Origin of the sequence: Paraburkholderia sp. BL6665CI2N2, from assembly GCF_004366535.1 — a bacterium.
Taxonomy (GTDB): Bacteria; Pseudomonadota; Gammaproteobacteria; order Burkholderiales; family Burkholderiaceae; genus Paraburkholderia.
Map to the genome: position 1 here is coordinate 3,602,931 of NZ_SORC01000001.1, position 24,710 is coordinate 3,627,640.

The 24,710-nt window shown below is 60.4% G+C and carries 19 protein-coding genes and 2 pseudogenes; 13 read left to right on the top strand and 8 right to left on the bottom strand.

What is annotated here, in order from left to right; all coding sequences use genetic code 11:
• Positions 1–23: 23 nt before the first annotated feature.
• The 3 genes and pseudogenes from B0G81_RS16065 (at position 24) to B0G81_RS16070 (ending at position 2,336) form a co-directional block, all read left to right on the top strand.
• A complete protein-coding gene (locus B0G81_RS16065; RefSeq protein ID WP_134137379.1) occupies positions 24–803 on the top strand; it encodes a WecB/TagA/CpsF family glycosyltransferase in 780 nt (259 codons plus the stop codon).
• A 216-nt stretch (positions 804–1,019) separates the two neighbouring features.
• Positions 1,020–1,181: pseudogene (locus tag B0G81_RS44640) on the top strand (glycosyl hydrolase family 28-related protein); the annotation flags it as partial.
• A 105-nt stretch (positions 1,182–1,286) separates the two neighbouring features.
• On the top strand, positions 1,287–2,336 hold the full coding sequence (locus B0G81_RS16070) for a hypothetical protein (protein ID WP_243856817.1): 1,050 nt from the start codon (positions 1,287–1,289) through the stop codon (positions 2,334–2,336).
• Between the two features lie 69 nt (positions 2,337–2,405).
• Here the strand turns inward: B0G81_RS16070 and B0G81_RS16075 are convergent, their stop codons facing one another.
• Positions 2,406–2,591 carry a hypothetical protein gene (locus tag B0G81_RS16075; protein WP_106283119.1) on the bottom strand — a complete coding sequence of 62 codons (186 nt, stop codon included), beginning with the start codon at positions 2,589–2,591 and terminating at the stop codon, positions 2,406–2,408.
• A 536-nt stretch (positions 2,592–3,127) separates the two neighbouring features.
• Here B0G81_RS16075 and B0G81_RS16080 point away from each other — a divergent pair.
• The 3 genes from B0G81_RS16080 (at position 3,128) to B0G81_RS16090 (ending at position 5,997) form a co-directional block, all read left to right on the top strand.
• Positions 3,128–4,123: a helix-turn-helix domain-containing protein gene (locus tag B0G81_RS16080; protein ID WP_134137384.1), complete on the top strand. Its 996-nt coding sequence runs from the start codon at positions 3,128–3,130 to the stop codon at positions 4,121–4,123.
• 399 nt (positions 4,124–4,522) lie between these two features.
• Entirely contained in the window at positions 4,523–5,404 is an 882-nt protein-coding gene (gene galU / locus B0G81_RS16085; protein ID WP_134137386.1) for a UTP--glucose-1-phosphate uridylyltransferase GalU, read from the top strand.
• A gap of 284 nt (positions 5,405–5,688) precedes the next feature.
• Positions 5,689–5,997 (top strand): hypothetical protein, encoded by a 309-nt coding sequence (locus tag B0G81_RS16090; RefSeq protein WP_134143134.1) that lies wholly within the window; start codon positions 5,689–5,691, stop codon positions 5,995–5,997.
• Here B0G81_RS16090 and B0G81_RS16095 read toward each other — a convergent pair whose 3' ends face one another.
• Positions 5,998–8,739, bottom strand: a complete 2,742-nt coding sequence (locus tag B0G81_RS16095; RefSeq protein WP_134137388.1) for a glucosidase — start codon at positions 8,737–8,739, stop codon at positions 5,998–6,000. It abuts the gene before it with no gap.
• 233 nt (positions 8,740–8,972) lie between these two features.
• On the opposite strand from B0G81_RS16095, the gene B0G81_RS16100 reads away from it, so the two are divergent.
• A complete protein-coding gene (locus B0G81_RS16100) occupies positions 8,973–9,923 on the top strand; it encodes a pseudouridine-5'-phosphate glycosidase (protein WP_134137390.1) in 951 nt (316 codons plus the stop codon).
• A 71-nt stretch (positions 9,924–9,994) separates the two neighbouring features.
• Positions 9,995–10,444: a DUF2501 domain-containing protein gene (locus tag B0G81_RS16105; RefSeq protein WP_106283114.1), complete on the top strand. Its 450-nt coding sequence runs from the start codon at positions 9,995–9,997 to the stop codon at positions 10,442–10,444.
• 147 nt (positions 10,445–10,591) lie between these two features.
• On the opposite strand, the gene B0G81_RS16110 is transcribed toward B0G81_RS16105, so the two are convergent.
• Entirely contained in the window at positions 10,592–11,554 is a 963-nt protein-coding gene (locus tag B0G81_RS16110) for a helix-turn-helix domain-containing protein (RefSeq protein ID WP_134137392.1), read from the bottom strand.
• 149 nt (positions 11,555–11,703) lie between these two features.
• Between B0G81_RS16110 and B0G81_RS16115 the strand changes: the two genes are divergently transcribed.
• Positions 11,704–12,423, top strand: coding sequence for a GNAT family N-acetyltransferase (locus tag B0G81_RS16115; RefSeq protein WP_134137395.1), 720 nt, complete (start codon positions 11,704–11,706; stop codon positions 12,421–12,423).
• A gap of 330 nt (positions 12,424–12,753) precedes the next feature.
• Here the strand turns inward: B0G81_RS16115 and B0G81_RS16120 are convergent, their stop codons facing one another.
• Positions 12,754–13,554, bottom strand: a complete 801-nt coding sequence (locus B0G81_RS16120) for a hypothetical protein (RefSeq protein ID WP_243856488.1) — start codon at positions 13,552–13,554, stop codon at positions 12,754–12,756.
• Here B0G81_RS16120 and B0G81_RS44645 point away from each other — a divergent pair.
• Both B0G81_RS44645 and B0G81_RS16125 read left to right on the top strand, forming a co-directional pair.
• Positions 13,538–14,248 carry a hypothetical protein gene (locus tag B0G81_RS44645; RefSeq protein ID WP_243856489.1) on the top strand — a complete coding sequence of 237 codons (711 nt, stop codon included), beginning with the start codon at positions 13,538–13,540 and terminating at the stop codon, positions 14,246–14,248. The two genes, B0G81_RS16120 and B0G81_RS44645, sit on opposite strands and share 17 nt — an antisense overlap.
• A gap of 935 nt (positions 14,249–15,183) precedes the next feature.
• Entirely contained in the window at positions 15,184–17,001 is a 1,818-nt protein-coding gene (locus tag B0G81_RS16125) for an alpha/beta hydrolase (RefSeq protein WP_134137399.1), read from the top strand.
• 22 nt (positions 17,002–17,023) lie between these two features.
• Here B0G81_RS16125 and B0G81_RS16130 read toward each other — a convergent pair whose 3' ends face one another.
• The 3 genes from B0G81_RS16130 to B0G81_RS43670 are packed head-to-tail and all read right to left on the bottom strand — an operon-like array spanning position 17,024 to position 18,942.
• Entirely contained in the window at positions 17,024–18,283 is a 1,260-nt protein-coding gene (locus B0G81_RS16130) for a DUF6596 domain-containing protein (RefSeq protein ID WP_134137401.1), read from the bottom strand.
• Positions 18,284–18,289: 6 nt separating this feature from the next.
• Entirely contained in the window at positions 18,290–18,661 is a 372-nt protein-coding gene (locus B0G81_RS16135) for a YciI family protein (RefSeq protein WP_106283108.1), read from the bottom strand.
• Positions 18,662–18,672: 11 nt separating this feature from the next.
• Entirely contained in the window at positions 18,673–18,942 is a 270-nt protein-coding gene (locus B0G81_RS43670) for a hypothetical protein (RefSeq protein ID WP_166679005.1), read from the bottom strand.
• A 199-nt stretch (positions 18,943–19,141) separates the two neighbouring features.
• On the opposite strand from B0G81_RS43670, the gene acnB reads away from it, so the two are divergent.
• Positions 19,142–21,727: a bifunctional aconitate hydratase 2/2-methylisocitrate dehydratase gene (gene acnB, locus B0G81_RS16145; RefSeq protein WP_134137404.1), complete on the top strand. Its 2,586-nt coding sequence runs from the start codon at positions 19,142–19,144 to the stop codon at positions 21,725–21,727.
• Between the two features lie 6 nt (positions 21,728–21,733).
• Here acnB and B0G81_RS16150 read toward each other — a convergent pair whose 3' ends face one another.
• A complete protein-coding gene (locus tag B0G81_RS16150) occupies positions 21,734–23,173 on the bottom strand; it encodes a DEAD/DEAH box helicase (RefSeq protein WP_134137406.1) in 1,440 nt (479 codons plus the stop codon).
• Positions 23,174–23,693: 520 nt separating this feature from the next.
• Here B0G81_RS16150 and B0G81_RS16155 point away from each other — a divergent pair.
• Positions 23,694–24,551, top strand: a pseudogene (locus B0G81_RS16155) (helix-turn-helix domain-containing protein).
• The last annotated feature ends 159 nt before the right edge of the window (positions 24,552–24,710 follow it).

Consider the following 24,710-nt stretch of genomic DNA (forward strand, 5'->3'; position numbering starts at 1 on the left):
CTTATCGACCGGAGGCCTGTTAAATGACCACCAAATGCACGATGTTCGGGATAGAGATAGACGCCATCTCAATGGATACGGCCGCAAAGACGTTGGCACGGTGGCTTGAATCGCCGCGCACAGGATGCCGTTACGTGGTCACGCCGAACGTGGACCATATCGTCAAACTTCGAAACTCGCCGGCATTCCAGGCTGCGTATGCAGACGCTTCGATGATACTGGCAGACGGTAAGCCGCTGATACTCGCATCGCGGATGATGGGACGCGCATTAAAGGAAACAGTGCCCGGCAGCGATCTCGTACCCAGTATCCTTCATCAGGCGCGGTTAATGAATCAGCCGATGCGCGTGTTTCTGCTAGGCGCCGGCCCAGGTGTCGCGGAGCGCGCCGCGCGGATCATTGCGCAACGCTGGTTGAACGTTCTTGTAGTCGGTACGTATTGCCCTCCTTTCGGATTCGAGACATTGCCGTCCGAGTGCGATCGCATTCTCGACGAAATCGCCGCAGCTGAACCGGATCTGTTGATCGTTGGACTTGGTGCGCCCAAGCAGGAGCTATGGGTGCATGAATACAGGGCGCGCATCAGCGCAAAGGTGGCGATCTGCGCGGGCGCGACGATCGACTTCATTGCAGGCGAGAAGGTGCGCGCGCCGGTCTGGATGCGCAGGACTGGCCTCGAATGGTTGCACCGGATCGTCACCGAACCCCGGCGTCTGTTGCGCCGCTATGCACACGACGCATTAGTCTTCCCAACCGTTCTGGTCAGGGAACTCGTGAGCAACGCCGTTGCGCGCAATAAATGATTGACGACAGAGAGTCATACCGTGACTAACCGACGACAGGTAATCAAGGGTGCCCTCGCAGGCACGATTCTCAGCGCGGCGGCGGCCGTCAACGGGCAAACGAAACCGGACGCGTCATCCGTAGATACGGGGTTATCGAAGGACACGCCGTCTGGAGCAAGCAACGCTCAATCAATCGCATTCAAGGCGGCCGCGCCGACGAGTATCGTCCGGACGGTGGCCGAAGAGTTGAACGACGCCGACATCAATCCCAAACGATTTGGTGCAAAGGGCGATGGCCGCACCGACGACAGCGCGGCGATCCAGTCTGCGATCGACCTGCTCGAAACACGTGGCGGCGGTGTGGTTCGCTTTCCTGCCGGGCGTTATCGCTGCAATGTCGTGCTGAAGAACGGCGTGTCGCTTGTATCGAGTAGCACGATGTTCGGCTATCTTCCGGGTCACATTTCCGGCGTAACGCTGGTACAGGCAGACCACGGCTTCGTGGTCGATACGCCGGCGACGCTCGTGCGCGGAATCGGCATCAGCGGCATTAATTTCGAAGGACGCGGCGCCAATTTCCCCGGTGGCGGGGTGCGCTTTCAACTGGTCAAATGGGCGGCTCTACGACGTTGCACCGCCAACAATTTCGCCGATCAGGGCTTTCAGCACCTCGCAGGGTTTGGTGTCGTGTTTGAAGATATTCTGACGACGAACGTCTTGCTCAATCGCCAGCGCGACCGAATTTCCGGATGCATCGAAACGTTCGGCACCGACGATTTCCTCAACCGCATCGAAGCCAACCCTTCTCTGATCGCTGGTCGCGGCCTGGTCACGCCGGACCTTCTTCTGTGCGGGATTGTCGTGGGCGGGGCAAATAACTTCCTGTCGAATTGCATTGGCGAGGATGCCGAACGCGGTATCTACATCGCACCGTTGCGAGGATCACAGCACCGCATTTCGCAATGCCGTGGCGACTCCAATATCGGCCATGGCTTCTATGTGGATGGCAGCGCCATATGGAGCACATGTTTCGGCTACAACAATAGTTCCGCCGAGGTCGGCACCTACAGCGGCTTCTACATGTCGTCGAAATCGCGCTCGAACGTGCTGACGTCATGCCGCTCCGAGGGTCGAAAAGAGCGTCTTCAGAAGTATGGTTTCGAGGACTACGTCAGCGAATCCGATCCGGATGCGCGTAATCAATACTTCGCCTGCGCGGGCAGCTTCAATCAGGCTGGATTGTTCCTGGTGCAGAACCATGAAGGGTCGAGCGTGTCGGGCGCGCCGCTCACCATCAAGCCTCCGGCTGGGACGCGGATCGTCAACGTCACCGGCTCAGGTCTCGTTGTGCTTGATAACTACATGACGCCCACGGACATCTCGTATTTTTCCGGCGCCGCCGATGGTCAAACGATTCGCGTACTGGGGAATCCGAATGTGACGATCGTTCACGGATCGGGCATCGTGACGCGTTCGTCTAAAGACGTTGTGCTGAAAGCGGACACGATCTACGCATTTACCCGATACGTCGACAAGTGGTACATGAATTGAGTGGAGCGGAAACAATAGGATCCGTGCGATGCGAAGTGTTGCCTCATCTTGAGCGAGCCTCGCACGGTGCTATTTAAGAATGGCCAGCAGATCGGCAACGCTTATATCGGGCAATTGTTTGGCAAGCATATCCCAGAAGATCAGATCGCGCATAGCACTCGCATCTTCGGCCGTAGTCCACTCACGCGCGCCGACGATGGAATCGGCCGTCTCGGAAGCGGCACTAACGATTGTCTGAATTTCTTCTATACGCATGAATGCGTTATCGGCTACGTTCAGGACTTATTTAGCCCTGCGCGTTGAGAAAATGGCAAACCGCCGAAAAATTCTGCTTGGAACCGGTTTTTAGGCGGGTGAACTGGCAGTGGCAATCCCATGATAGCTGGAGTTTTTGCCGCAAATTACCCAGGAAAGCCCTACCTTGAAAAAGATCGGCTCGAGTGACATCCCGTAAAGGTTGAGCGGAGCGGCGGCCACCGTTCTGGCGATTCGTTTTATATCGCGTTCTCGCATAACCCATATCTATAAATGTGCTATACATTCCGTCTCATTTCACGGGTAAATTTATGCATATACGCATAAATCCTGTCCAAACGGATTGCGGATGTATCGGATAACGGATTCTCTCCGCTAAAACGGAATTTCTGCGGTCAGGTCGTGAACAGCCAATGTGTTGGCCAAATCGGACATGTAATAATTAAGCTAGAATTGATGGTTAGCATGCAAAAGATAAGAAAAATACAGAGTCCAGGGCGGGGCTTCGAAGGCTAAAACATTCCGGGGGAAAACAAATGGAGCTGGTACATACTCTGCCGCGCTGTTCGCGGCAAAGTGCCGTGGGAGCACAGACGCGTGAGATGACTCACGTCGACATAGCGTTATTCAACGGATTTGCACTGCCAAAAGTCGCGGCAATCATCGAGATTTTCCAGAAAGCGAATGCGTTCAGCGCATCACAGCAATTACATCGCGCGCGTTACGACGTTTCTTTGCTGTCGGCAGCAGGCGGCCGTATCGCAAGCTCGTCTTCGGTATTCGTCTGGACTGAAAGTGTCGACTCGCATCAGGTGAGGAATGACAGACATCTGCTGTTTATTGCAGGCGGCGCGGGCGTACCGCATGCGTGCCGCGACGAACGCCTTAGCAATTGGCTGCGCCGCAGGCATCCGTTCAGCGAGATCGTTCATCCGATCGCCGAGGGCAGGCTGTTATTGGAAGCAGCAAAGCTTCCCAGCCGCTACTGTGCCCTCTTATATGGCGAGGATGAAACGGGCGACTACTATCAAGCACGGGCACTGAGCGAAGCTCCAACCGAGGTCGCCACAGCACTGCGTATCGTGGAAGAGGATATGGGACTGGAAGTGGCGCGTCATGTCGCTGAATCGGTTGCGCCTCAGCAGGATGTGCCTTGGGACACGTCCATTTGCCGCAGCGGAGCGCCGAAAGTCAGTGAAAAGATCATGACATCGGCGCGCTGGTTGGAGGCAAACGTCGACCGGCCCGTTTCTATCGACGCGGCCGCGAAGGTGGCCGCGATGAGCGAGCGCAACTTCCTGCGCCGCTTCAAGAGCGAGATCGGGATGACCCCCTCCGACTATCTGCTTCGCGCTCGTCTTAACATGAGTTGCCGGATGCTCGTGGAGTCGCGCTTGCCTGTCGATAAGATTGCGCGACGTTGTGGCATTGGCAGCGGCGGTCAGCTGGCCAAGTTGTTCAGGAAGTATCTTGCGACGACACCCACCGATTACCGCTTGGGCAGGGCACCGGCTCCCGCGGAGCAATCTTGAGCGAACGTCTCGGCTAAGTTCCTCCGGTAAAGCACGTCGCAATTCCGTTGGCCGCCCGTTTCTCCCGAACTTTCCGCGAAGAGATTATTTCTAGCATCGTTATGCGCGGACTGGATCGCAACAGAGCCTCGCCGCTGTCATCGATGCCATGGATCCACGCGCTATACGCCCTGCGCCGTGGTATTCCCCGCCAGGCCTTCACGTATCCGCTTTAGCCAAAAGTGGCGCCTCTTCCGCCACCTCGCATCCATAGCCGGTTTTCGCCCCTATGGTTACGCTCGACCACCCGAGTCGATCTATCCGACGCTACGCAAACACTGCCTGGTCAGCTCCGCTTTGGCCCGTCTTGGAAGGCCGGCTACTCTCTAACGTCTATATCGCGAACACCCCGGACAACTCATGCTCAAAGTTACCAAGGCCATATTTCCGGTGGCGGGTCTCGGCACCCGGTTCCTTCCCGCCACGAAGGCGAGCCCGAAAGAGATGCTTCCGATTGTCGACAAGCCGCTGATCCAGTACGCGGTCGAAGAGGCAATGGCGGCCGGCATCACCGAAATGATCTTCGTCACGGGCCGCAGCAAGCGCGCGATCGAGGACCACTTCGATAAGTCATATGAAATCGAGGCCGAACTCGAGGCGCGCGGCAAGGACAAGCTGCTGGAACTCGTGCGCAGCATCAAGCCGAGCCATGTGGACTGTTTCTACGTGCGTCAGCCGGAAGCGCTGGGCCTGGGCCACGCGGTGATGTGCGCCGAAAAGCTGGTGGGCCACAACCCGTTCGCCGTCATTCTCGCGGACGACTTGCTGTACGGCACGCCGCCCGTCATGACGCAGATGATCGAGGTGTTCGACCACTATCACAGCTCGGTGATCGGCGTCGAAGAGATCCCGGCTCAGGAGACGAAGTCGTACGGTATCGTCGACGGCAAGAAGTGGGAAGACTCGATCATCAAGATGTCGGGCATCGTCGAAAAGCCGGAGCCGAGCGTGGCGCCGTCGAATCTCGGCGTGGTCGGCCGTTATGTGCTGAAGCCGCGCATCTTCGACCATCTGCGTGCGTTGAAGCCGGGCGCGGGCGGCGAATTGCAACTCACCGACGCGATTCAGTCGCTGCTCGCCGACGAACAGGTGCTGGCGTACAAGTATCACGGCACGCGTTTCGACTGCGGCAGCAAGCTGGGTTATCTGAAGGCAACCGTCGAGTTCGCCTTGCGTCACCCGGAAGTGGCCGCCGATTTCGAAGAATATCTGCTTGCGCGCTCGCCAGTGACCGCAGGCTGACAGACTGATCTGCCGCGGATACGTCCAACACCTCCGTAGGTTTTGCGACCGAAGGAATGGGCATTCGTCCGGCGGCCGGTGAATCTTGACGATATCGGCCAAGACTATGGTTCATTCAGCCGCGCTTTCGTGCCGCTAGCGCGGCATCGGTAATATCAAAACCTGTCGCGCCGTCTCTCGACGTCGAAGAGCGATTGTCCGAAGGCAATCGACCATTCGACCGCAAAGTTCGAACGGACGGTTTTCATTTAAGGCGGTTTAACGTAGCGGGCGCACAGGAAGTTATGGGCGAGTTTATTCCAGAGTATCTGGTCCGAGAACAGGCAGCCGTGGGTGCGCTCGTATTGTTCGCCATTCTGCGCATTGTCTGCGCCGCTGTCGCCGTCGAGAAGGGTTGGCGCATATCCGCCGTGCAATCTTATTGCATTGCGATTGCAGTACTTTACTGCGTACCCCAGTTATTTGATCTTCTCATGCACTCGTATGGAATGCGTGCCGCGGCTGCGGCCGCGGAACTCGAAGGTAAGGCGGCGGGCTCAGCGATTGCACTCTTTTTCGCGCCCATTCTGAGTCACAAGCTCGGCTACGAATAGTTACCGCGCTGGAGCCGACGCAGCCTCTTCTCCCACCGCTGCATCCGCCGACGCAACATCGGCCGCTACATGCGACAGCTTCATCATGCGCGGCTGAAGCAGCAGCGCGACGAGCCCGCTCCAGCCGGTCTGGTGCGAAGCGCCGACGCCGCGTCCGTTGTCACCGTGAAAGTACTCATGAAACAGGATGAGATCCTGCGAACGCGGGTCGGCCTGCAGCATCGGATAAGCAGCCATCACGGGCCGCACACCTCGTGCATCTTTAAGAAAGAGCGTGGTGACGCGCCGCGCAAGGTCGTCGGCAATCTCGCTCAGCGAACAACGCTTGCCCGATCCTGTCGGATAGTCGATGCGGAATTCATCGCCGTAGTAACGATGGAACTCATATAGCGATTCGATCAGCAGGTAGTTGACAGGAATCCAGACCGGCCCGCGCCAGTTCGAATTGCCGCCGAAAACGCGCGAGTCCGATTCGGCCGGCTGATATTGAATGCAGACATTGACGCCGTCATGGTCGAAGACATAAGGTGCATCGCGATGCACGAGCGACAGCGCTCGCACGCCGTGCTCGGAGAGAAATTCGTTTTCGTCGAGCGCGCGGCGCAGCAGTGTCGTCATCCGGTGTCCACGCAACAACGACAGCAGCGTGGTATTGCCCTTACCGGGTTCGGTCCAGCGCGACACCAGCTTAGCCAGATTTGGTCGATGATCGAGAAACCAGGCTAGCCGTTCGCGCAATCCCGGCAGATGGCCGTACACGCGATCCTCTAACACGTGAACGGCGAACATCGGAATCAGTCCGACAATCGAACGAATGCGCATCGGCACACGGGTTCCGTTCGGAAGGTGAAGTACGTCGTAGAAGAATTCGTCCTGTCCGTCCCATAGCCCCGTTTTGCACCCTTCGCTGCAACTGACCGCTTCCGCGATATACAGAAAGTGCTCGAAGAACTTCACCGCGATTTCAACGTACGCGCTGTTCGTCATTGCGAGTTCGAGGCCGATCTGCATCAGGTCGAGTGCGTACGAGGCCATCCATGCGGTGCCATCCGCCTGATCGATGCGGCCGCCGGTGGGCAGCGGCGAAGACCGGTCGAAGATGCCCACGTTGTCGAGCCCAAGAAAGCCGCCCTGAAAGATGTTGTGATCATCGGCGTCCTTGCGGTTGACCCACCACGAGAAATTGAGCAGGAGCTTGTGGAACATGACTTCAAGAAACGCGTGATCGCCGACGCCCGTCACCTCGCGGTCGAGTTCATACACGCGCCATGTGGCCCACGCATGCACCGGTGGGTTGGCGTCGCCGAACGCCCACTCGTAGGCGGGCAATTGTCCGTTCGGATGCATATATCGTTCCTTCACGAGCAGCAGCAATTGCTTCTTCGCGAAGTCAGGATCGATCATGGCGAACGCGACCGCATGAAAAGCGAGATCCCACGACGCGTACCACGGGTACTCCCACTTGTCGGGCATCGATACGATGTCGCCATTGCACATGTGCCGCCAGTCCGCATTGCGGCCGTTCCTGCGAGCTCTCGGTGGGGCCGGTTGGCCAGGGTCGCCGTCGTGCCAGCGCGTTACGTCGAACTGGTAGTACTGCTTCGACCACAGCATGCCGGCGAGTGCCTGGCGCTGCACGAGCCGCGCATCGGCGTCGGCGATGTCGTGCTGAAGCGCCGCGTAGAATTCGTCGGCTTCCTCTTGCCGGCGCGTGAAAAGCGCTGGCATGTCGAGACGTGCGGTATCCGCAGCCGCTTCGGGACGCCAGCGCAGGTACAGCACCGAGCACTCATGTGGCGCAAACTGCAGGGCCACATGCGCGGCGGCACGAGTGCCCTTGTCGCGCCGGATTGCCTGCTCGTCGCCGTCAACGAGGTAGTCATTGAAGCCGTCCTTGAACGGCCCTGCTCCATCGACGCCGAAAATCCGGCGCACATTCGTTTCGTTTTCGCAGAAGAGCCACTCGATCGGCTGTTGCGCAGACGCCGTCACGATCATCGTTGCGAGTGCGGGGTGGCGCGCGACGACACACGCGCCATCCTCGCTATTCGACTCCAGCGTAAGCGACGGCTTGCCGGGCTTACCCGACCAGGCCCATCTGTTGCGCGCCCAGAATTGCGGCAGTAGATGAAGCGCCGCGCGCTGATCCGCGCGGTTTTCGACGGTCACCCGCATCACGATATCGTCAGGTGTGTGCTTCGCATACTCGACGCAAACGTCGAAGTAGCGGTTGTCGTCGAACACGCCCGTATCGAGGATTTCATATTCGGGCTGGTCCGCGCCGCGCCGCACATTTTCATCGATAAGGTCCTGGTACGGGTACGCGTCATGAGGATACTTGTACAGCATCTTCATGTACGAATGCGTCGGCGTGCCGTCGAGATAGAAGTAAAGCTCCTTCACGTCCTCGCCGTGATTGCCCGCCTCATTCGCCAACCCAAAGAGCCGTTCCTTGATGATCGGATCGTGCCCGTTCCAGAGCGCGAGCGATACGCACCAGTCGAGTGGGTCGTTGCCGAATCCGGCAATGCCGTCCTCGCCCCAGCGGTACATGCGGCTGCGCGCATGATCGTGCGGAAAGTAGTCCCATGCGGTGCCGTGTTCGCTATAGTCTTCGCGAACAGTGCCCCATTGCCGCTCGCTCAGATAAGGCCCCCAGCGGCGCCAGCGGTCGAGTTCGGGGCCATGAAGACGGGCACCTTCGTTCGACTGGAGCAGATTGGTTGCGTGTAGCGGTGACATGGCACCTCCGGGACCCGACATCGACCATCCAACACGTTCAGTACATCAAGCGTCTGTCCTTTTTCATCAGGAGTACCGTTGCACGGCGCACCGCCGTGCTTCAACAAACGCTTCCAGCAAGGGCGGCCAGACACTTCTCTAATGATAAGCGCCATCGCGCTGCAACGAGTGAACCTTGCAGCCGCCTCTTGCTGCATACTTAAACGAAATATACCGCCGGGAAGATCGTGACGATGACGAACCTTGCTCACTCGTGGTTGAGTTTCAGCGGACCTGTGGCCGCTGCACAGGCTGCCGGCCGCCCGCTCGTCGCGCTGGAATCGACCATCATCGCTCACGGTATGCCCTATCCGGAGAACGTTCGCACTGCGCGCGAAGTGGAGGCCGTGATCCGCGGGCTGGGTGCCGAGCCCGCGACTATCGCGTTGATCGACGGGCGAATCCGCATCGGCCTTTCGAACGACGAACTGGAACTGCTCGGGCGCTCGGACCAGGTACACAAGGTCAGCCGCCGCGATCTGCCGGCCGTGCTGGCCGGCGGCGGCCTTGGCGCCACCACGGTAGCCGGCACGATGATATGCGCCGCCTTGGCCGGCATCGAGGTCTTCGTGACCGGAGGCATTGGCGGCGTGCACCGGGGCGCGCCGGAAAGCTTCGACATTTCGGCCGACCTGCAGGAACTGGCGAAGACTTCGGTGGCGGTGGTCTGCGCGGGCGCGAAGTCCATTCTCGACATCGGACTCACGTTGGAATACCTGGAAACGCACGGCGTGCCGGTGCTCAGTTGCGAGCAAGACAATTTCGCCGCGTTTTACATGCGCGACAGCGGTTTTCGCGCGGACTTCAGGCTGGACGATGCGGCGCAGCAGGCACGCTTCATCCGCACCAAGTGGGACCTGGGTCTCGTGGGCGGCGTGGTGTTGAGCACGCCAGTGCCGGAAGCGGCAGCGATGAAGTCCGAGGAGATCGACGCGCTGACCCAGCAGGCGCTCGCCGAGGCCACGGAGAAAGGCATCACCGGTAAGGCCGTGACGCCCTTCCTGCTGGCTCGCATCAAGGCATTGACGAGTGGACGCAGCCTGACGACAAACATTGCGCTCATTAAACACAATGCCGAGGTCGGGGCGAAATTGGCGCTGGCGTTGGCACATGCAGCGCGCGGGGCCTGTTCAATTCGTCGATGACCCCGTCCTTTGTTTAAGTCCGTAAGGCACTATAGTGAAGACTACCTTCACTCCACGGCAAGAGGGCTTCCATGATCGCATGCAACCGTCGCACCTGGGCCAACGGGCTCCTGGTCGCTACATTGCTCTATTTCCCAACCGCCCACGCCCAACTCGGCAACCTTCTCAATCAGAGTGGAAACGGCGCCGCCGCTGGCGGACTCGACAGCCTGGGCGGTTTAGGCAGCGGGTTGTCGTTGCAGTCGCTAACGTCCGGCAGCACGGGCAATGTCGCAGGCGTGCTTGAATTTTGTATCAAGAACAACTATCTCGGTGGCAGCGCGTCGTCGATCAAAGATGGGCTCATGAGCAAGCTGCCGGGCGGCTCATCGTCGAGCGACAGCGGGTACACCGACGGCGCCAAAGGCATCCTGAACAGTGGCGACGGCAAGCAGGTGGACCTGAGTGGCGGCGGTCTGAAGGAGCAGATCACGAAACAGGTCTGCGACAAGATTCTGGCCCAAGGGAAATCTTTGCTTTAAGCAAGTGACGGCGCACTCCATCCGAAGAGAGTGGCGATGTGACTTCGTTCGCGTTGAGAGTGCGTTGGCAACTATACCGAAACGAAACCGGTTGACCACGGCTATTCTGTTCAAGTCGCGATGGTTCGGCGAACCGTCGTCGAAACGCTAGCGCATTTCGGCGCGAAGTTCCCGCACCCCGCGGCCGAGCCTTCGGCGCAGCAAAGTCCGCAACGTCGCCGAGTCGGCGTAACCCACCTCGCTCGCAATTCTCTCGAGGTCGTAGCCGATTGAGACGAGGTTCTGAGCCCGCTCGATTCGCAAATCCTGAAAGAAGGCCAGTGGCGACTTGCCGAGCACGGCCTCGGTACGGCGCTGCAAAGTGCGAGGTCCGACCGACAACGCTGCCGCTGCCGCCTGAAGCGAAAACCCTGCCGAAAGATTGTCGCGAGCCCATCGCTCGAACCGCGCGACCAGCGGATCGGCGTGAGCGAGGTGATCCGGAATGATGTATTCGGACTGGGACGAGCGCTTGTCTATGAGCATGAAGCGCGCAACCAGCGTCGCCAGTTCGGGGCTTGCCTGACGCAGCAGCCAGAGCGCAAGGTCGAGATGACCCATCGCGGAACCCGCCGTCACCACGCGTTGTGAGGCGACGACCATGCGCGAATCGTCCAGATTGACAGCCGGATAGCGTCGGCGGAAGAAAGGCGCGAGCGACCACGTGGTTGTCGCCTCGCGGTTATCCAGAAGCCCGGCTTCGGCCAGCAGGAAAGTCCCGATACAGGCAGCCGCGACGCCGACGCCGTCGGCATGCCAGCTGCGAAGGTACGCCATCGTATCGCGCACGTCCGGACGGCTCAGCGCCTCGATCAGGCGCTCAGGCTGTCTGACATTCGGCGCAGGCACCACCACCCAATCGGGACGGCTAACGGTGCTTGCGGGTTCGACCGCGGTCGACAAGCCATGCGCGGTCCGAATGCGTTTGCGCACGCCGACGACTCTGACATCGAAAGGCGGTGCGGCGAAGCCTTGGGCCACGGCGAGCTCGTTGGCAGTCGCAAAGGTATCCAGCAGGACCGTGAGCCCGGTGTCGAACAGGCCGTCCAGTGCGAAGATGACCACTTTCATGTCGCAAATAGCTCCATTAATGTCATTTGCGACTATAGCCTCGCGCCTGTCGGGCGTCTAGACTGCACAGCAATACGGTCAGCGTGACGCGCTGGCGGATCATTCAGTCAAGCCGCCTGCACACAGTCGCGCTTGCAAAGGGAGAAAGCATGAGCGGTTCGATAGACGCTGACCTCGACCGTCCGATCTGGGCGGCCCTCACCACGAAGCAGGCGCACCTCGGATATGGCGATGCCCTTGCCCGCCGATACCACCTCGATGTGGCGCCCTTCGCTGCCGTGGCATCCGAAACGCCCGCGGCATATCAGGCGCTGCTTCAGCTTTTGCTGCCTCACGAGCAGGCCGCCGTGCTGCGATCCGACGAATCGATCGGTCCGCTAGACGGGCTTCAGATCACGCACGCGGGCGTGATCCATCAAATGATCGCGCGGCATCGCACAGCAGCGAGCGTGGACGACCACGACGTAATTCGCTTGGGTGACGCGGACGGGAAAGATATGCTTGAGCTCGCCCAGAAGACCAAACCCGGTCCTTTCGGCAAGCGAACGGGCGAAATGGGCAACTACATTGGAATTCGCGAGCAGGGGCGTCTTATCGCAATGGCCGGCGAACGGATGCGCGTTGACGGATACGTTGAGATCAGCGCTGTTTGCGTAGATGAAGACTATCGGGGACGTGGCCTTGCGGGGCGGCTCATCAAAGTCTTGCGAAGAGAGATCGAGCAACGGGGGGACACGCCGTTTCTTCACGTGTTCAGCAACAACACCTCCGCGATCGGGTTGTATGAGCGTCTGGGATTTGAATTGCGTCGCACGTTTCAGCTTACTCGTGTCGGACATGCTGATTCACGTTCGGCCGCAGTCGCTTAAACCTATTCCGGGAGATGTCGAATCAGGAGCTTTGGATGATTCGTATCGCTTCGCGATTCTTCCTTAACTTCATCTCTTCCTCGACGAGTCAAGAAACTTCGGCGCGCCACATAGCCCGAAGAAAGGGAAGGTCACCCGGCCGAGACAAGCAGCGCCGATTCAAGTCCAGTTGATGGAGAGTCTCGGTCTTGCACAGTTCGCGTTACCACGAACTGGTTTCGCAGCAGCCTGAAACACCTCTTGGGCCGGCACCGAGGCCGGCCCAACCTGCTAGTCAGGCAGCCGGGGCGCGATCCATTGCGGCATCGCACCACCGGCCGAACGCTTGCATCAGCCGATGCGCGCGTTGCTAACCGTTACCGTCGGGCCACCCTTGTCCCAGTCTTCCAGGCTCAGGCCGGTTTTCTTCCAGACCGGGTTGGCGCTGGTAATCGATCCATTCACGACGTAGCCATTCAATTGCAGGCCCTGAACGTTGAATGAACCGCCGGGACTGCCCGTATCCGTATGGCCGGTAATGCTGATGCTGACCGTCTTGTTGACCGGACCCGGGAAGAAGCCAAAATAAACGTTAATCCCGCCGCCGGCGCAGTTATTCGTCGTCGGGCTGACGATGCGAATGTTTTGAAACACGGCGCTATTGTCATTCGGTTCGATATCGAGACCGGCGCCGGGAGCCGTTCCGCCGATATTTTCCCAAAGCGGACTATTAAACGTGATGCCGCTGCCGCTGATAATCGATACGCCCTGGCGTCGGCATCCGGTCGCGTGGTGCGAATTGACCGTGATGTTCGTGCTGTAGCCGTTGCTCTTTTTATCGCTGTTGTTGATATAAATGCCGTCGCCCCAGCAATTGATCGTGGTCGGAGACGTAATGGTGCAATTCGTCGCGCCGTTAATCGAGATCCCCATTCCCCATTCGCCCGACTTCGCCGAATTCAATTCCTTGCTGCCGTCGAGATACGGGCTTTCAAGCGTGACATTATCCACGTCCGCCAAGCGCAGGATTTCATACGTATCGGTATTATGCGCCAGCAGTTTGATCGAAGCGCCGCTTGCAAACCGCACGTGGCTATTGGTGCGCAGGTCGAGGCCGGCCACATCGATCCGGCTCTTGCCGGTAATCAGCAAAATCTGTCCAATGGAGCCGTCGATTGCGCGCTGGAGTGCGACGCGATCGTTGGTGGTCCCATCGCCTTTTACGCCGAACGACGTGTCGAGAAGAACGCCTTGGGTGCTTGTCGGCGAGCTCGCGCCAGCCGGGGAGCTTGCCGCCGCCGGCGAGCTTGCCGTTGCCGGCGCGCTCGCGCCGCTCGACGAACTGGCGCCGCTCGGGTTCGATGCGCCGCCGCCGCGTCGGTATCGGTCCGCGACCGCGTCGGGACTGGCGGCATCGCCACCACCGCCGCATGCGGCGAGCACGAACGCGCCGCCGCCGGCCAACAACGACGTCAGAAATTTACGACGGACCGTGAGTTCAGTATTAGAAACGGGGAGGCTTGCCGCTGGTGTATTCTTAATCATTCAAGTCTTTCCAACTATGCCGGCGCGATCAAAAGCCAAAGCCCAGGCGAACGACCGCAACCATACAGGCGTTAATAGGGAAATTAAGCGAGATAACGGGCGCAAAGCCCGTACGCTTAAGTACGAGTTACCCCGCGTAATCGGCATGCGAATACGCGCGGGCGCAAGCGAATACCCGAAGAGATCTCCGCTTAAAGCAAAGAGAACTTCAGGATTGGTAAAGCAGGTCTTCCGGAAGGGTTCGCCAGACTTGCATTTCGATGGCGCCAAAGCGGCCGATGAGATGCACAGTAATAGCTAGAAGGTAAATTATTACCATCTCTTAATAATCGTATCAGATTAACAAAGTCAGTCCTACGTCACACTTGTTACAATATGTACATCATATCATCATACTTTTTAGAAGATCCGGAACAAATTCCCTGAACCTCCATCTTTTCAATGACTTCCGTACCGATACTTTTGTCTGCTGAATGGTAAATTTTTCTAAACGTATGACGATAAAAACGTATCAAGAACGACACATTTTTATTGTCTGATTAAATATAAATAAATATATGAGTAATTTATTAGAAAGGAATTAAATCCGGAGAATTCGCATTATGCGTGCTTTCACGCACCAGCGCACGACGCGGAGGCCGAATCGAGCTGCATTGGCGGTTTCCAGCGCGCGTCGGACACCTGCGCGCGCAGCGTGTTTGAACGTCGCTCGCCTACTCGTCCGATAAATCGATTTATCGGTGTCCCGTATCAAAACAACGCATTTAGCGTATTTTAATTTTGTCGGACGAGTACTGCCGAACAATCTCATTCCGGTTTATGCGCCGGCTTTGTCCGGAGGACGATTTTCCCCGAGAATAAATTAGTGGGGCGATCGCCAGCGCTATGTGCGAATTCGCACAGTGCGCGTTAAATTACCTTGAAACACAACAGCTACGGGTAAATCCTTAATCGACTTTTTTTAAAAAAAATATGCGCAACCAGTGAACGTTTGTTAAAGGGCAAACGTTGTTCAGATCAAATTCATTCTCTGCCTCGTGCAATGTTGTTTAGCGCACCGAAGCGGCCTCTAAAGAGCGATCCAATCGACCAAAACGCTCAAAACAAAAAGAGGCTCACACTGATGCACTACGAGACAAGAACATTGCGCGGTGCAGTTGCAAAAGACCTTGCAACGCCCGCTTTTTGCAACCCGGCCCCAGTCGGCGACAACAACCAGACCGATCGAGGCTAGCCATGAAACCGATCGCATTCGGTGGACGCTTTGGATGGCTTCATGCTGGAGAAGGCACGCATGGCGTGGTGCTCTGCAGCCCGTTCGGCCATGAGGAGCCGTGGTGCCACAAGGGCATCCGATATCTCGCCGAAGAACTGTCCGCGTACGCTATTCCCACACTGCGCTTCGACTATCTGGCGACGGGAGACTCCGCGGGCGTCGACGGCAATGCCCATCACCTTGAAGCCTTCGTGTCCGATATCGTCGCGGCCGTCAAGCGCCTGAAGGAACAAACCGGCGTGACCAGCGTGACGCTCTGCGGCTTGCGTCTCGGCGCGACCCTCGCTGCGCTGGCGTCGCGTGCATGTGCGGCTGACTCGCTCGTGCTGCTCGCGCCCGTCACACGCGGGCGCACCTATCTGCGCGAACTGGCGGCGCTGCGCAAGGTCTGGCTCGACAATCTCGCCCCGTCCTTGCGCGCAACGCAGCGCGACAAGCCGTTCAACGTGCTGGGACAGGTTTACAGCGACAGACTTTGCAGTGAACTGGACGCGCTCGATCTGTCGAAGGCGATGGACATGCACTCTGCGGTTCTCACGCGCGCGCTCGTGCTCGATGCGCGCGCCCGCGCCAGCGCCACGCTGTGTTCGACGCTGCGCGGCCGCGGCGTCGCGGTCGAAACAGGCGTGCTGGAAGGCTACCTCGAATATATGGATGAGACGAAGTCGTCGACTGTGCCGGCTCGCGCGTTCGACGAGGTCGTCAAATGGATCGTGGACGGCGCCCCGGGAACGCGCTTCCACAACCAGGTGAACAGAGGCGCACGGCCGAGCGTATCCCTCGACGACGAAGCGATCATCGAAACGCCCGAAGCCCGCGAGCGCCCGGTCATCTTCGGCGCCAACGGCCTGTTCGGCATGCTGTGCGAACCGCGCGGCAGGATCGCGTACGGGCCCGTCATGCTGATCACCAATACTGCCGGCAGCGTGCATCATGGCGACAGCCGGCTTTCGGTTCGAATCGCGCGGGAAATGGCCCGGCGCGGCATTCCATCCATGCGCATCGACGCGCGCGGCATCGGCGACAGTCCTCCACGTACGCCACAAGGTCCACTCGATCTGGTGCCGAAGATCCACGCATCCACGACTATCGAGGATGTCGCGACGGCCGCCGCCTGGCTCAAGCGCAAGGGCTATCAAACGGTCATCTCGTTCGGGATCTGCTCGGGCGCCTACAGCGCCTTGCGCGCGGCGCTCGTGGAGCCGGCTCTCACGGCCGTCATCGCGGTCAATATCGTGCGTTTTTACATACCCCCGCACATGTCGATGGCTGAACTGGAGGAGTTGCAGCGTAACTCGCTGAAGCGTGTCGGGCCCGCGATATTCAAGCCGTCCAAATGGTGGCTCGTCCTGAGCGGAAAGCGCAAGTTCCGGCCCATCGCGCAGGCCGTCGCTGCGACTCTGCTCGCGCGTCTGCATTCGCATCGGCTGGACGCAGCCGGCCACCGTACCGGCGCGGCCGAAGCCGATACGCTGACGCACCCGCACGGCGTCGTTCACACGCTCGAACGCAAAGGTGTGCGGACTCTCTTCGTCTACGGTTCAAGCGACGAAGGAATGGATCAGCTCAATGCGCATTTCGGTAAGCGCGGGAAGAAGCTGTCGCGCTTTTCGCATGTCAAGGCGGTCGTTCTCGATGAGCTCGATCACGCGCTCTTCGATCCGCGAGCGTCGGCAAAAGTCATTGCGCTGAGCGAAGCGTTCATCAAGGATCTGCATCAGAAGGCAGCGGCGCCGAAGGTCGTCAATCCGCTATTGGCCGTGCAGCAGCAGCGTTGAGCGAGAAGCCGGGGCGATTTTTCTAACTTCCCGCCGATGACACCTCAGCGCGCTTGCTCTGCAGAAATCGGCGCACGGACGGATCGCGCTCGAGTCCGATCGCGAGATCGTACGCGCCGAGCGCTTCAGCCGTCGCGCCGGCACGCGTGAGCAGATCGGCGCGCGCGGCCCAGTACGGCTGGTAGTCGGCCAGGCGCGGATCGTCTGCATACGGCTCGAGCGCGTCGAGCGCCGCCAGCGGGCCGTCGCGTTCCGCCAGCGCGAGCGCGCGGTTCACCGCAACCACCGGGGACGCTGCAATCGCGAACAGCGCATCGTAGAGCTGCACGATCTCGTCCCAGTTCGAGCGATGCGTGCGGCAGCGGTGCACGTGCGCCGACTGCAGCGCGGCTTCCAGCTGAAAGCGTCCGATTGCGTTGAATGCGCTCGCGCGCAGTAACAGTGCGTCGGCTGCGTCGATCATGGGCGCATTCCATGTCGCCGGATCCTGAGCCGACAGCGGCACATAGTCGCCGGCCGCATTGCGTCGCGCGTCGCAACGCGCCTGCGCATACAGCATGAGCGCGAGCAGACCCAGCGTCTCCGGCTCCTCGGGCAGCAGTTCGACGAGCAGGTGTGCAAGGAACAATGCCTCGCCGGTGAGATCGCGCCTCTCTGTATCGCGACCGAGCGGGTCGGTCCACCCTTCCGCATACGCCGCATAGACCGCTTCCAGCACCGCCGCAAGCCGGCCAGGCAACTCCTCGCGCTCGGGCACGCTGAACGGAATGCCCGCCGCGCGGATCTTGTTCTTCGCCCGCACGAGGCGCTTGCTCATCGCGGCCGGCGACATCAGGAACGCGGAAGCAATCGTCTTCGCTTCGAGCCCCAGCACGACTTGCAGCATTAGCGGCGTGCGAATTGCGGCTTCGAGCGCAGGGTGCGTGCATGCGAACAGCAGCGCAAGCCGCCGGTCGGGCAACGCGGCTGCTTCACGCTCGTCGATCTCGTCGGCGAGGATTGTGAGCTGGTTCGTCACTTCGTCGCCGACGCGGCGATGCCGCGCGCCGTCGATTGCCCGGCGTCGCGCGACCGTCATCAGCCACGCTTCGGGATTCGCGGGGCAGCCGCGCTCCGGCCAGTCGGCGAGCGCGGCCGCAAACGCGTCGGCCAGCGCGTCCTCGGCCGCGGCAACGTCGCGCGTGCGCATTGCCAGCAGCGCGACGAGCTTGCCGTAACTGCGACGCGCGACCGCCTCGGCGATCGCACGCGCCGCGCCGTCAGCGCTCACGGCCGCAGCCATCCCGGCTCATGCAACAGAAGGCGCATCGTACGGAGCCGTCCAGACCGGGCGCACCTCCATGAGGCCGTGCGCCGCGCCGGGGCAACGCGACGCCCACGCGATCGCCGCGTCCAGGTTGGGCACATCGATCAGGTAGTAGCCGGCCAACTGCTCTTTCGAATCGGAGAACGGTCCGTCAAGCACCTGCGGCTTACCGTCGACGAGCCGCACCGTGGTCGCCGTGTTCGTGTGCTGCAGCCGGTTGGCGCCGACCAGAACGTCCGCTTTTTTCAACGATTCGGTGTACGCGTGATATGCGGCGACGCCTTGCTGCCGCTCGCTGTCGCTCATCTGGTTCCAGCCGTTTTCTTCCGAATAGATCATCAACAGGTATTGCATAGGAGCCTCCGTCATGGGTTGAGGCGGGTGAACTGCATCGGGCCGCCATCACAATGACGCGCGGGCCGCGTGCTGACGGACAGCAGGCCGCGAAAAATGTCGGACGGCAAATGCATGGTAAAGCTAATCAGCCTCGCGCAGCGCATGGAGATCGTCCAGTGCTTCGGCGAGGGCAAATGCGTGGCGGGTTCCGCTGATCGGGTCGGATTCGAGGGATGCGATCCCGGCCACTTGCGCGGCACGGCGGGGCGGCTCACGAGCCGCCCATGCGCAGTGTTCATCCGGGTTTCAAGGACCGCCACCGTTGAGCCCGCGTCTCTCGGCCTCTAAACCCCCTTCTTCAATCGCCACTCTTATATAAGATATAAGACAATTGACCTCAAGCGCCCATCCCTTTAAAATTGCACCCAAACGCTATCCGGCACAGCCATGGCGGGCCGGAAGCGATCCCCTGAAACGCCAACATCAGCAGGTTCTTTCATGCTTGAAAACTTTCGCGCTCACGCAGCCGCACGCGCCACGCTCGGCATTCCGCCCCTGCCGCTGACCGCCCAGCAGACCGCCGAACTGGTTGAGCTCCTCACCAACCCGCCCGCAGGCGAAGAGCAAACCCTGCTCGAGCTGATCACCAACCGCGTGCCCGCCGGCGTCGATGAAGCCGCCCGCGTGAAGGCCGGCTTCCTCGCTGCCGTCGCCAAGGGTGAGACCGCCTGCGCGCTGATCTCGCGCGCTCGCGCCACGGAACTGCTCGGCACCATGCTGGGTGGCTACAACATCCAGCCGCTGATCGAACTGCTGTCGGACGCGGAAGTCGGCACCGTTGCCGCGGACGCGCTGAAGAAAACCCTGCTGATGTTCGACGCGTTCCACGACGTCAAGGAACTGGCCGACCAGGGCAACGCCAACGCGAAGGCCGTGATGCAAAGCTGGGCCGACGCCGAATGGTTCACGAGCCGTCCGGAAGTGCCGCAGAGCCTGACCATCACTGTCTTCAAGGTGACGGGCGAAACCAACACGGACGACCTCTCGCCGGCGCCGGACGCCACCACCCGCCCGGACATCCCGTTGCACGCGCTGGCAATGCTGAAAAATGCGCGGCCCGGCATCACGCCGGAAGAAGACGGCAAGCGCGGCCCGATCAAGTTCATCCAGACGCTGAAAGAGAAAGGCCATCTGGTCGCCTACGTCGGCGACGTGGTCGGCACCGGCTCCTCGCGCAAGTCGGCCACCAACTCGGTGCTGTGGTTCACGGGCGAAGACATCCCCTTCATCCCGAACAAGCGCTTCGGCGGCGTATGCCTCGGCGGCAAGATCGCCCCGATCTTCTACAACACCATGGAAGACGCGGGCGCGCTGCCGATCGAACTCGACGTGTCGCAAATGGAAATGGGCGACGTGGTCGAACTGCGTCCCTACGAAGGCAAGGCACTGAAGAACGGCGCGGTAATCGCCGAATTCCAGGTCAAGTCCGACGTGCTGTTCGACGAAGTGCGCGCGGGTGGCCGCATTCCTCTCATCATCGGCCGTGGCCTGACCGCCAAGGCGCGCGAAGCGCTCGGCCTGGCGCCGTCCACCCTGTTCCGCCTGCCGCAGCAGCCGGCCGATAGCGGCAAGGGCTTCTCGCTCGCGCAGAAGATGGTCGGCCGTGCGTGCGGCCTGCCGGAAGGCCAGGGCGTGCGCCCGGGCACCTACTGCGAACCGAAGATGACCTCGGTCGGCTCGCAGGACACCACCGGCCCGATGACCCGTGACGAACTGAAAGACCTGGCGTGCCTCGGCTTCTCCGCCGACCTCGTCATGCAGTCGTTCTGCCACACCGCCGCTTATCCGAAGTCGGTGGACGTGAAGACGCACCGCACTCTGCCGGACTTCATCAGCAACCGCGGCGGCATCGCGCTGCGTCCCGGCGACGGCGTGATCCACTCGTGGCTGAACCGTATGCTGCTGCCCGACACCGTCGGCACCGGCGGCGACTCGCACACGCGCTTCCCGATCGGCATCAGCTTCCCGGCGGGTTCGGGTCTGGTCGCGTTCGCCGCCGCCACCGGCACGATGCCGCTGGACATGCCGGAATCCGTGCTGGTTCGCTTCAAGGGCAAAATGCAGCCGGGTGTCACGCTGCGTGACCTTGTCAACGCGATCCCGCTGTACGCGATCAAGCAAGGCACGCTGACGGTCGCCAAGCAAGGCAAGAAGAACATTTTCTCGGGCCGCGTGCTCGAAATCGAAGGTCTGCCCGATCTGAAGGTCGAGCAGGCGTTCGAGCTGTCGGATGCATCGGCCGAGCGTTCGGCTGCCGGCTGCACGGTGCACCTGAACAAGGAACCGATCATCGAGTACCTGAACAGCAACGTCACGCTGCTGAAGTGGATGATCGCGCAGGGTTACCAGGATCCGCGCAGCCTGCAGCGCCGCATCAAGGCAATGGAAGCATGGCTCGCCGATCCGCAACTGCTGTCGCCGGACGCGGACGCCGAGTACGCAGCCGTGATCGAGATCGACCTCGCCGATATCCATGAGCCGATCGTCGCCTGCCCGAACGACCCGGACGACGTGAAGACGCTGTCCGACGTGGCCGGTGCGAAGATCGACGAAGTGTTCATCGGCTCGTGCATGACCAATATCGGTCACTTCCGCGCCGCGTCGAAGCTGCTGGAAGGCAAGCGCGACATTCCGGTCAAGCTGTGGGTCGCGCCGCCCACCAGGATGGATCAGAAGCAACTGACCGAAGAAGGCCACTACGGCGTGTTCGGCACGGCCGGTGCGCGCACCGAAATGCCGGGCTGCTCGCTGTGCATGGGCAACCAGGCACAGGTGCGCGAAGGCGCGACGGTCATGTCCACGTCGACCCGTAACTTCCCGAATCGTCTGGGCAAGAACACGAACGTGTACCTCGGCTCGGCCGAACTGGCGGCAATCTGCTCGCGTCTGGGCAAGATTCCGACCAAAGAGGAATACATGGCCGACATGGGCGTGCTGACCGCCAGCAGCGACAATATCTACCAATACATGAACTTCGACCAGATCGAAGACTTCAAGGAAGTGGCAGATACCGTCGCGGTGTAAACAGGCTTAGCGTTTGCCGCGGCCACCCGCGGATCTGGCAGCCGGCTTGCGTGACCCCGCAACCGGCTTGCTGGCGGATTTGCCGCGTGGCTTTGGCACGCCGAATGAGTGACCGCTGGAGGAGCTTGTGCCTTTACCCGCGGCCACAGCGCCCTGCGCCGCTGGCTTGCGTTTGTTTTCGCCACTTTGCGGGCGCGATTTTTTGCTGAGCACCTGCGCGGCGCCCGGCGCAGCTTGCGGCACTTTCGGCTTCTTAGGCTTCTTGGGTTTCTTGATAATCTCGCCTGTCGCGCTAGTTTGCGGCACGCGGTGTTCGGCTTCGAAACCCGGCTCTTCTTCACGGCGCAACGTTTGCCGGATCAGCGCTTCAATCGCGGCCAGTTGCGGCGCTTCATCGGCGCAGACAAGGGACACCGCCACGCCACTGGCACCCGCGCGGCCGGTACGGCCAATACGGTGCACATAGTCTTGCGCCACGATCGGCAGATCGACGTTGATCACCAGCGGCAGGTCGTCGATATCCAGCCCGCGCGCCGCCACATCGGTGGCTACCAGCATTTGGACTTCGCGCGTCTTGAAGCGCTCCAGCGCACGCAGGCGCGCGGGTTGCGGTTTGTCGCCGTGGATGGTGTCGACCGCGTAGCCCGCTTCATCCAGCATGGCCGCCAGGTATTCCACGCCGTTGCGGGTTTTGACGAACACCAGCGCGTGCTGCCACTTGTTCTCAGCCACAAGGTGCATGAAGAGGTCAGGCTTGTTCTTCTTATCCACCGGCACCACCCACTGCTTGATCCTGCTGGCCGTGACGTTGGGCGGGCTGACGCTGATATTGACCGGGCCGCGCAGAATTCCCGCCGCCATCGCGCGGATATCGTCCGTAAACGTGGCGGAGAACAGCAGGGTCTGGCGCTCGGCAGGCAAGGCAGCAAAGACGGCGTTAAGTTCGCGCGCAAATCCCAGATCGAGCATGCGGTCCGCTTCATCCAGCACGAGCGTTTGTACCTGATCAAACTGCACTGCGTTCTGGCGATTCAGATCCAGCAAACGGCCCGGCGTGGCAACGAGCACATCCACGCCTTTGCGCAGCTTCATCATCTGCGGGTTGATACTCACGCCGCCGTAGGCGGCCAGAAATCGTAAGTCGAGACCTTTGCCGTACTCGATAAAGCTTTGCAGCACCTGTTCGGCCAGTTCACGCGTGGGCACCAGCACCAGAACGCGCGCGCGGTTGCTGGACACTGCCGGGCCGTGTTGCACTAGCCGTTGCAACAGCGGCAGCGCAAAACCCGCCGTTTTGCCCGTGCCGGTCTGTGCCGCGGCCATGACGTCCTTGCCACCGAGCACAGCGGGAATCGCCTTGGCCTGCACCGGCGTAGGTGTCTGGTAATTGAGGTCCTGCACATTACGCAGCAAAGGATCGATCAGGCCAAGCGAGGCAAAAGACATTGGCGTATTCCAGGCTAAAGCCGCAATTCTAACGGTTACCACCTGACGCATTGCACCGTGCTCTACGCACGTCTTCTACGCGGCTCGCAAAGCCCGATGTCTCGCCGCTAAACCATGGATGGCCATGATCTATATCACCTGGGATCAATACTGCTTATCGCAAGAACGTGGAGCGTCAGGCCAAAGCTGCGGAGAAGCGAATTGCCGCGGGCGGCAAAGCGCAAGGTGGGTGCGACGGGCAGTCGGCTCTCTTCGAAGTCGACGCGCGCGGATTCTTGACGATACCTCGCTATCGAACAAAGCGTTCGGCCCCTCAGCACTGCTGGTGCGCGTAGAGGATATTCACAAGACACGCAGGAGGCGTACCATCTGCTGCGTCGATAAAACGTCGCCCCTACAGATTGCCGCTCGCTGCGCCAGCCGCGAGATGACTAGAGGACTGGGCCGCGGCGCTTCCATGCGGTCTGATCCGGCATCGGCAATCGATCTTTTCAAGTAAAGCACGGCGAACCCACTGTCTATGGCGAACCACGCGAATCAACAACTGGAATCGAACGCTACTCCATCGAATCGATCGCTCGAACGCGGGCTCGAACTGTTGCGCGCGTTCGGCCCCGGTGCGACGCTTCTCGGCAATGGAGAACTCGCGGAACGCACCGGCCTGCCGAAGGCGACGGTGAGCCGGCTTACGCGAAACGCTCGTCGAAGCGGGTTATCTCGAGCACGATGCGGCACGCAGGGCATACAGACTGGGCCTGTCGATGCTCAGTCTGGCGCAGGCGTTGCGCAGCGGATCCGCGGTCCTGAATGCGGCAGGACCGCTAATCCGCGACACTGCCCAGGCAAAGCGCATCAATGTCGGAATCGCCGGCGCCGACCGGGAAAAGAGATGGTCTACCTTGAATCCATTCGTTATAACCAGCGGGCCTCATTGCGTACGATCGTCTCGGGACAACGCGTGCCGATGGAACTGACTTCGCTCGGCCGGGCGTATCTGGCCACGCAACTGAAGCCCGAATTCACTCGTCTGATGGACGCGTTCAAGCGTCGCGGACGGAGCGGTTGGGAGCGCCTGGCGCGAGAAATCGCCGAGGCGGTGGATGACGTGCACCGAAACGGCTATTGCGTCGCAAGCTGGCAGCCCGAAGTCATTGCGCTAGCGACACCGCTCGCCATTCCCGGACACCGGTTGTTGATACTTAACTTTAGCGTCCGCACGGCGGCCTCGAAAGACAGCGTTATAAGCGAACTGGCACCGACCCTGCTGCGTCTGCGCGACGACATCAAAGCGGCATGCGTGCGTCTCGAAGCACGCCTCTGCCGATGCGCTCTATGTCGACATTGCCGACAAGTCGTCACAATGCGCCGTCTCAACTAGATGATGAGTGATGGTTCGGCGCTCGCGGTTACAGGCTGCAGGCGGAAGCACGCGTTGAACGCATTACAGCAGGCAGTTGCGTCGTGTCACCTCGTGCGCGAATCATGATTCGCTTAAGGACACCATAAGGAACCTTTGTTCCCGTTCGGCACGCCAACC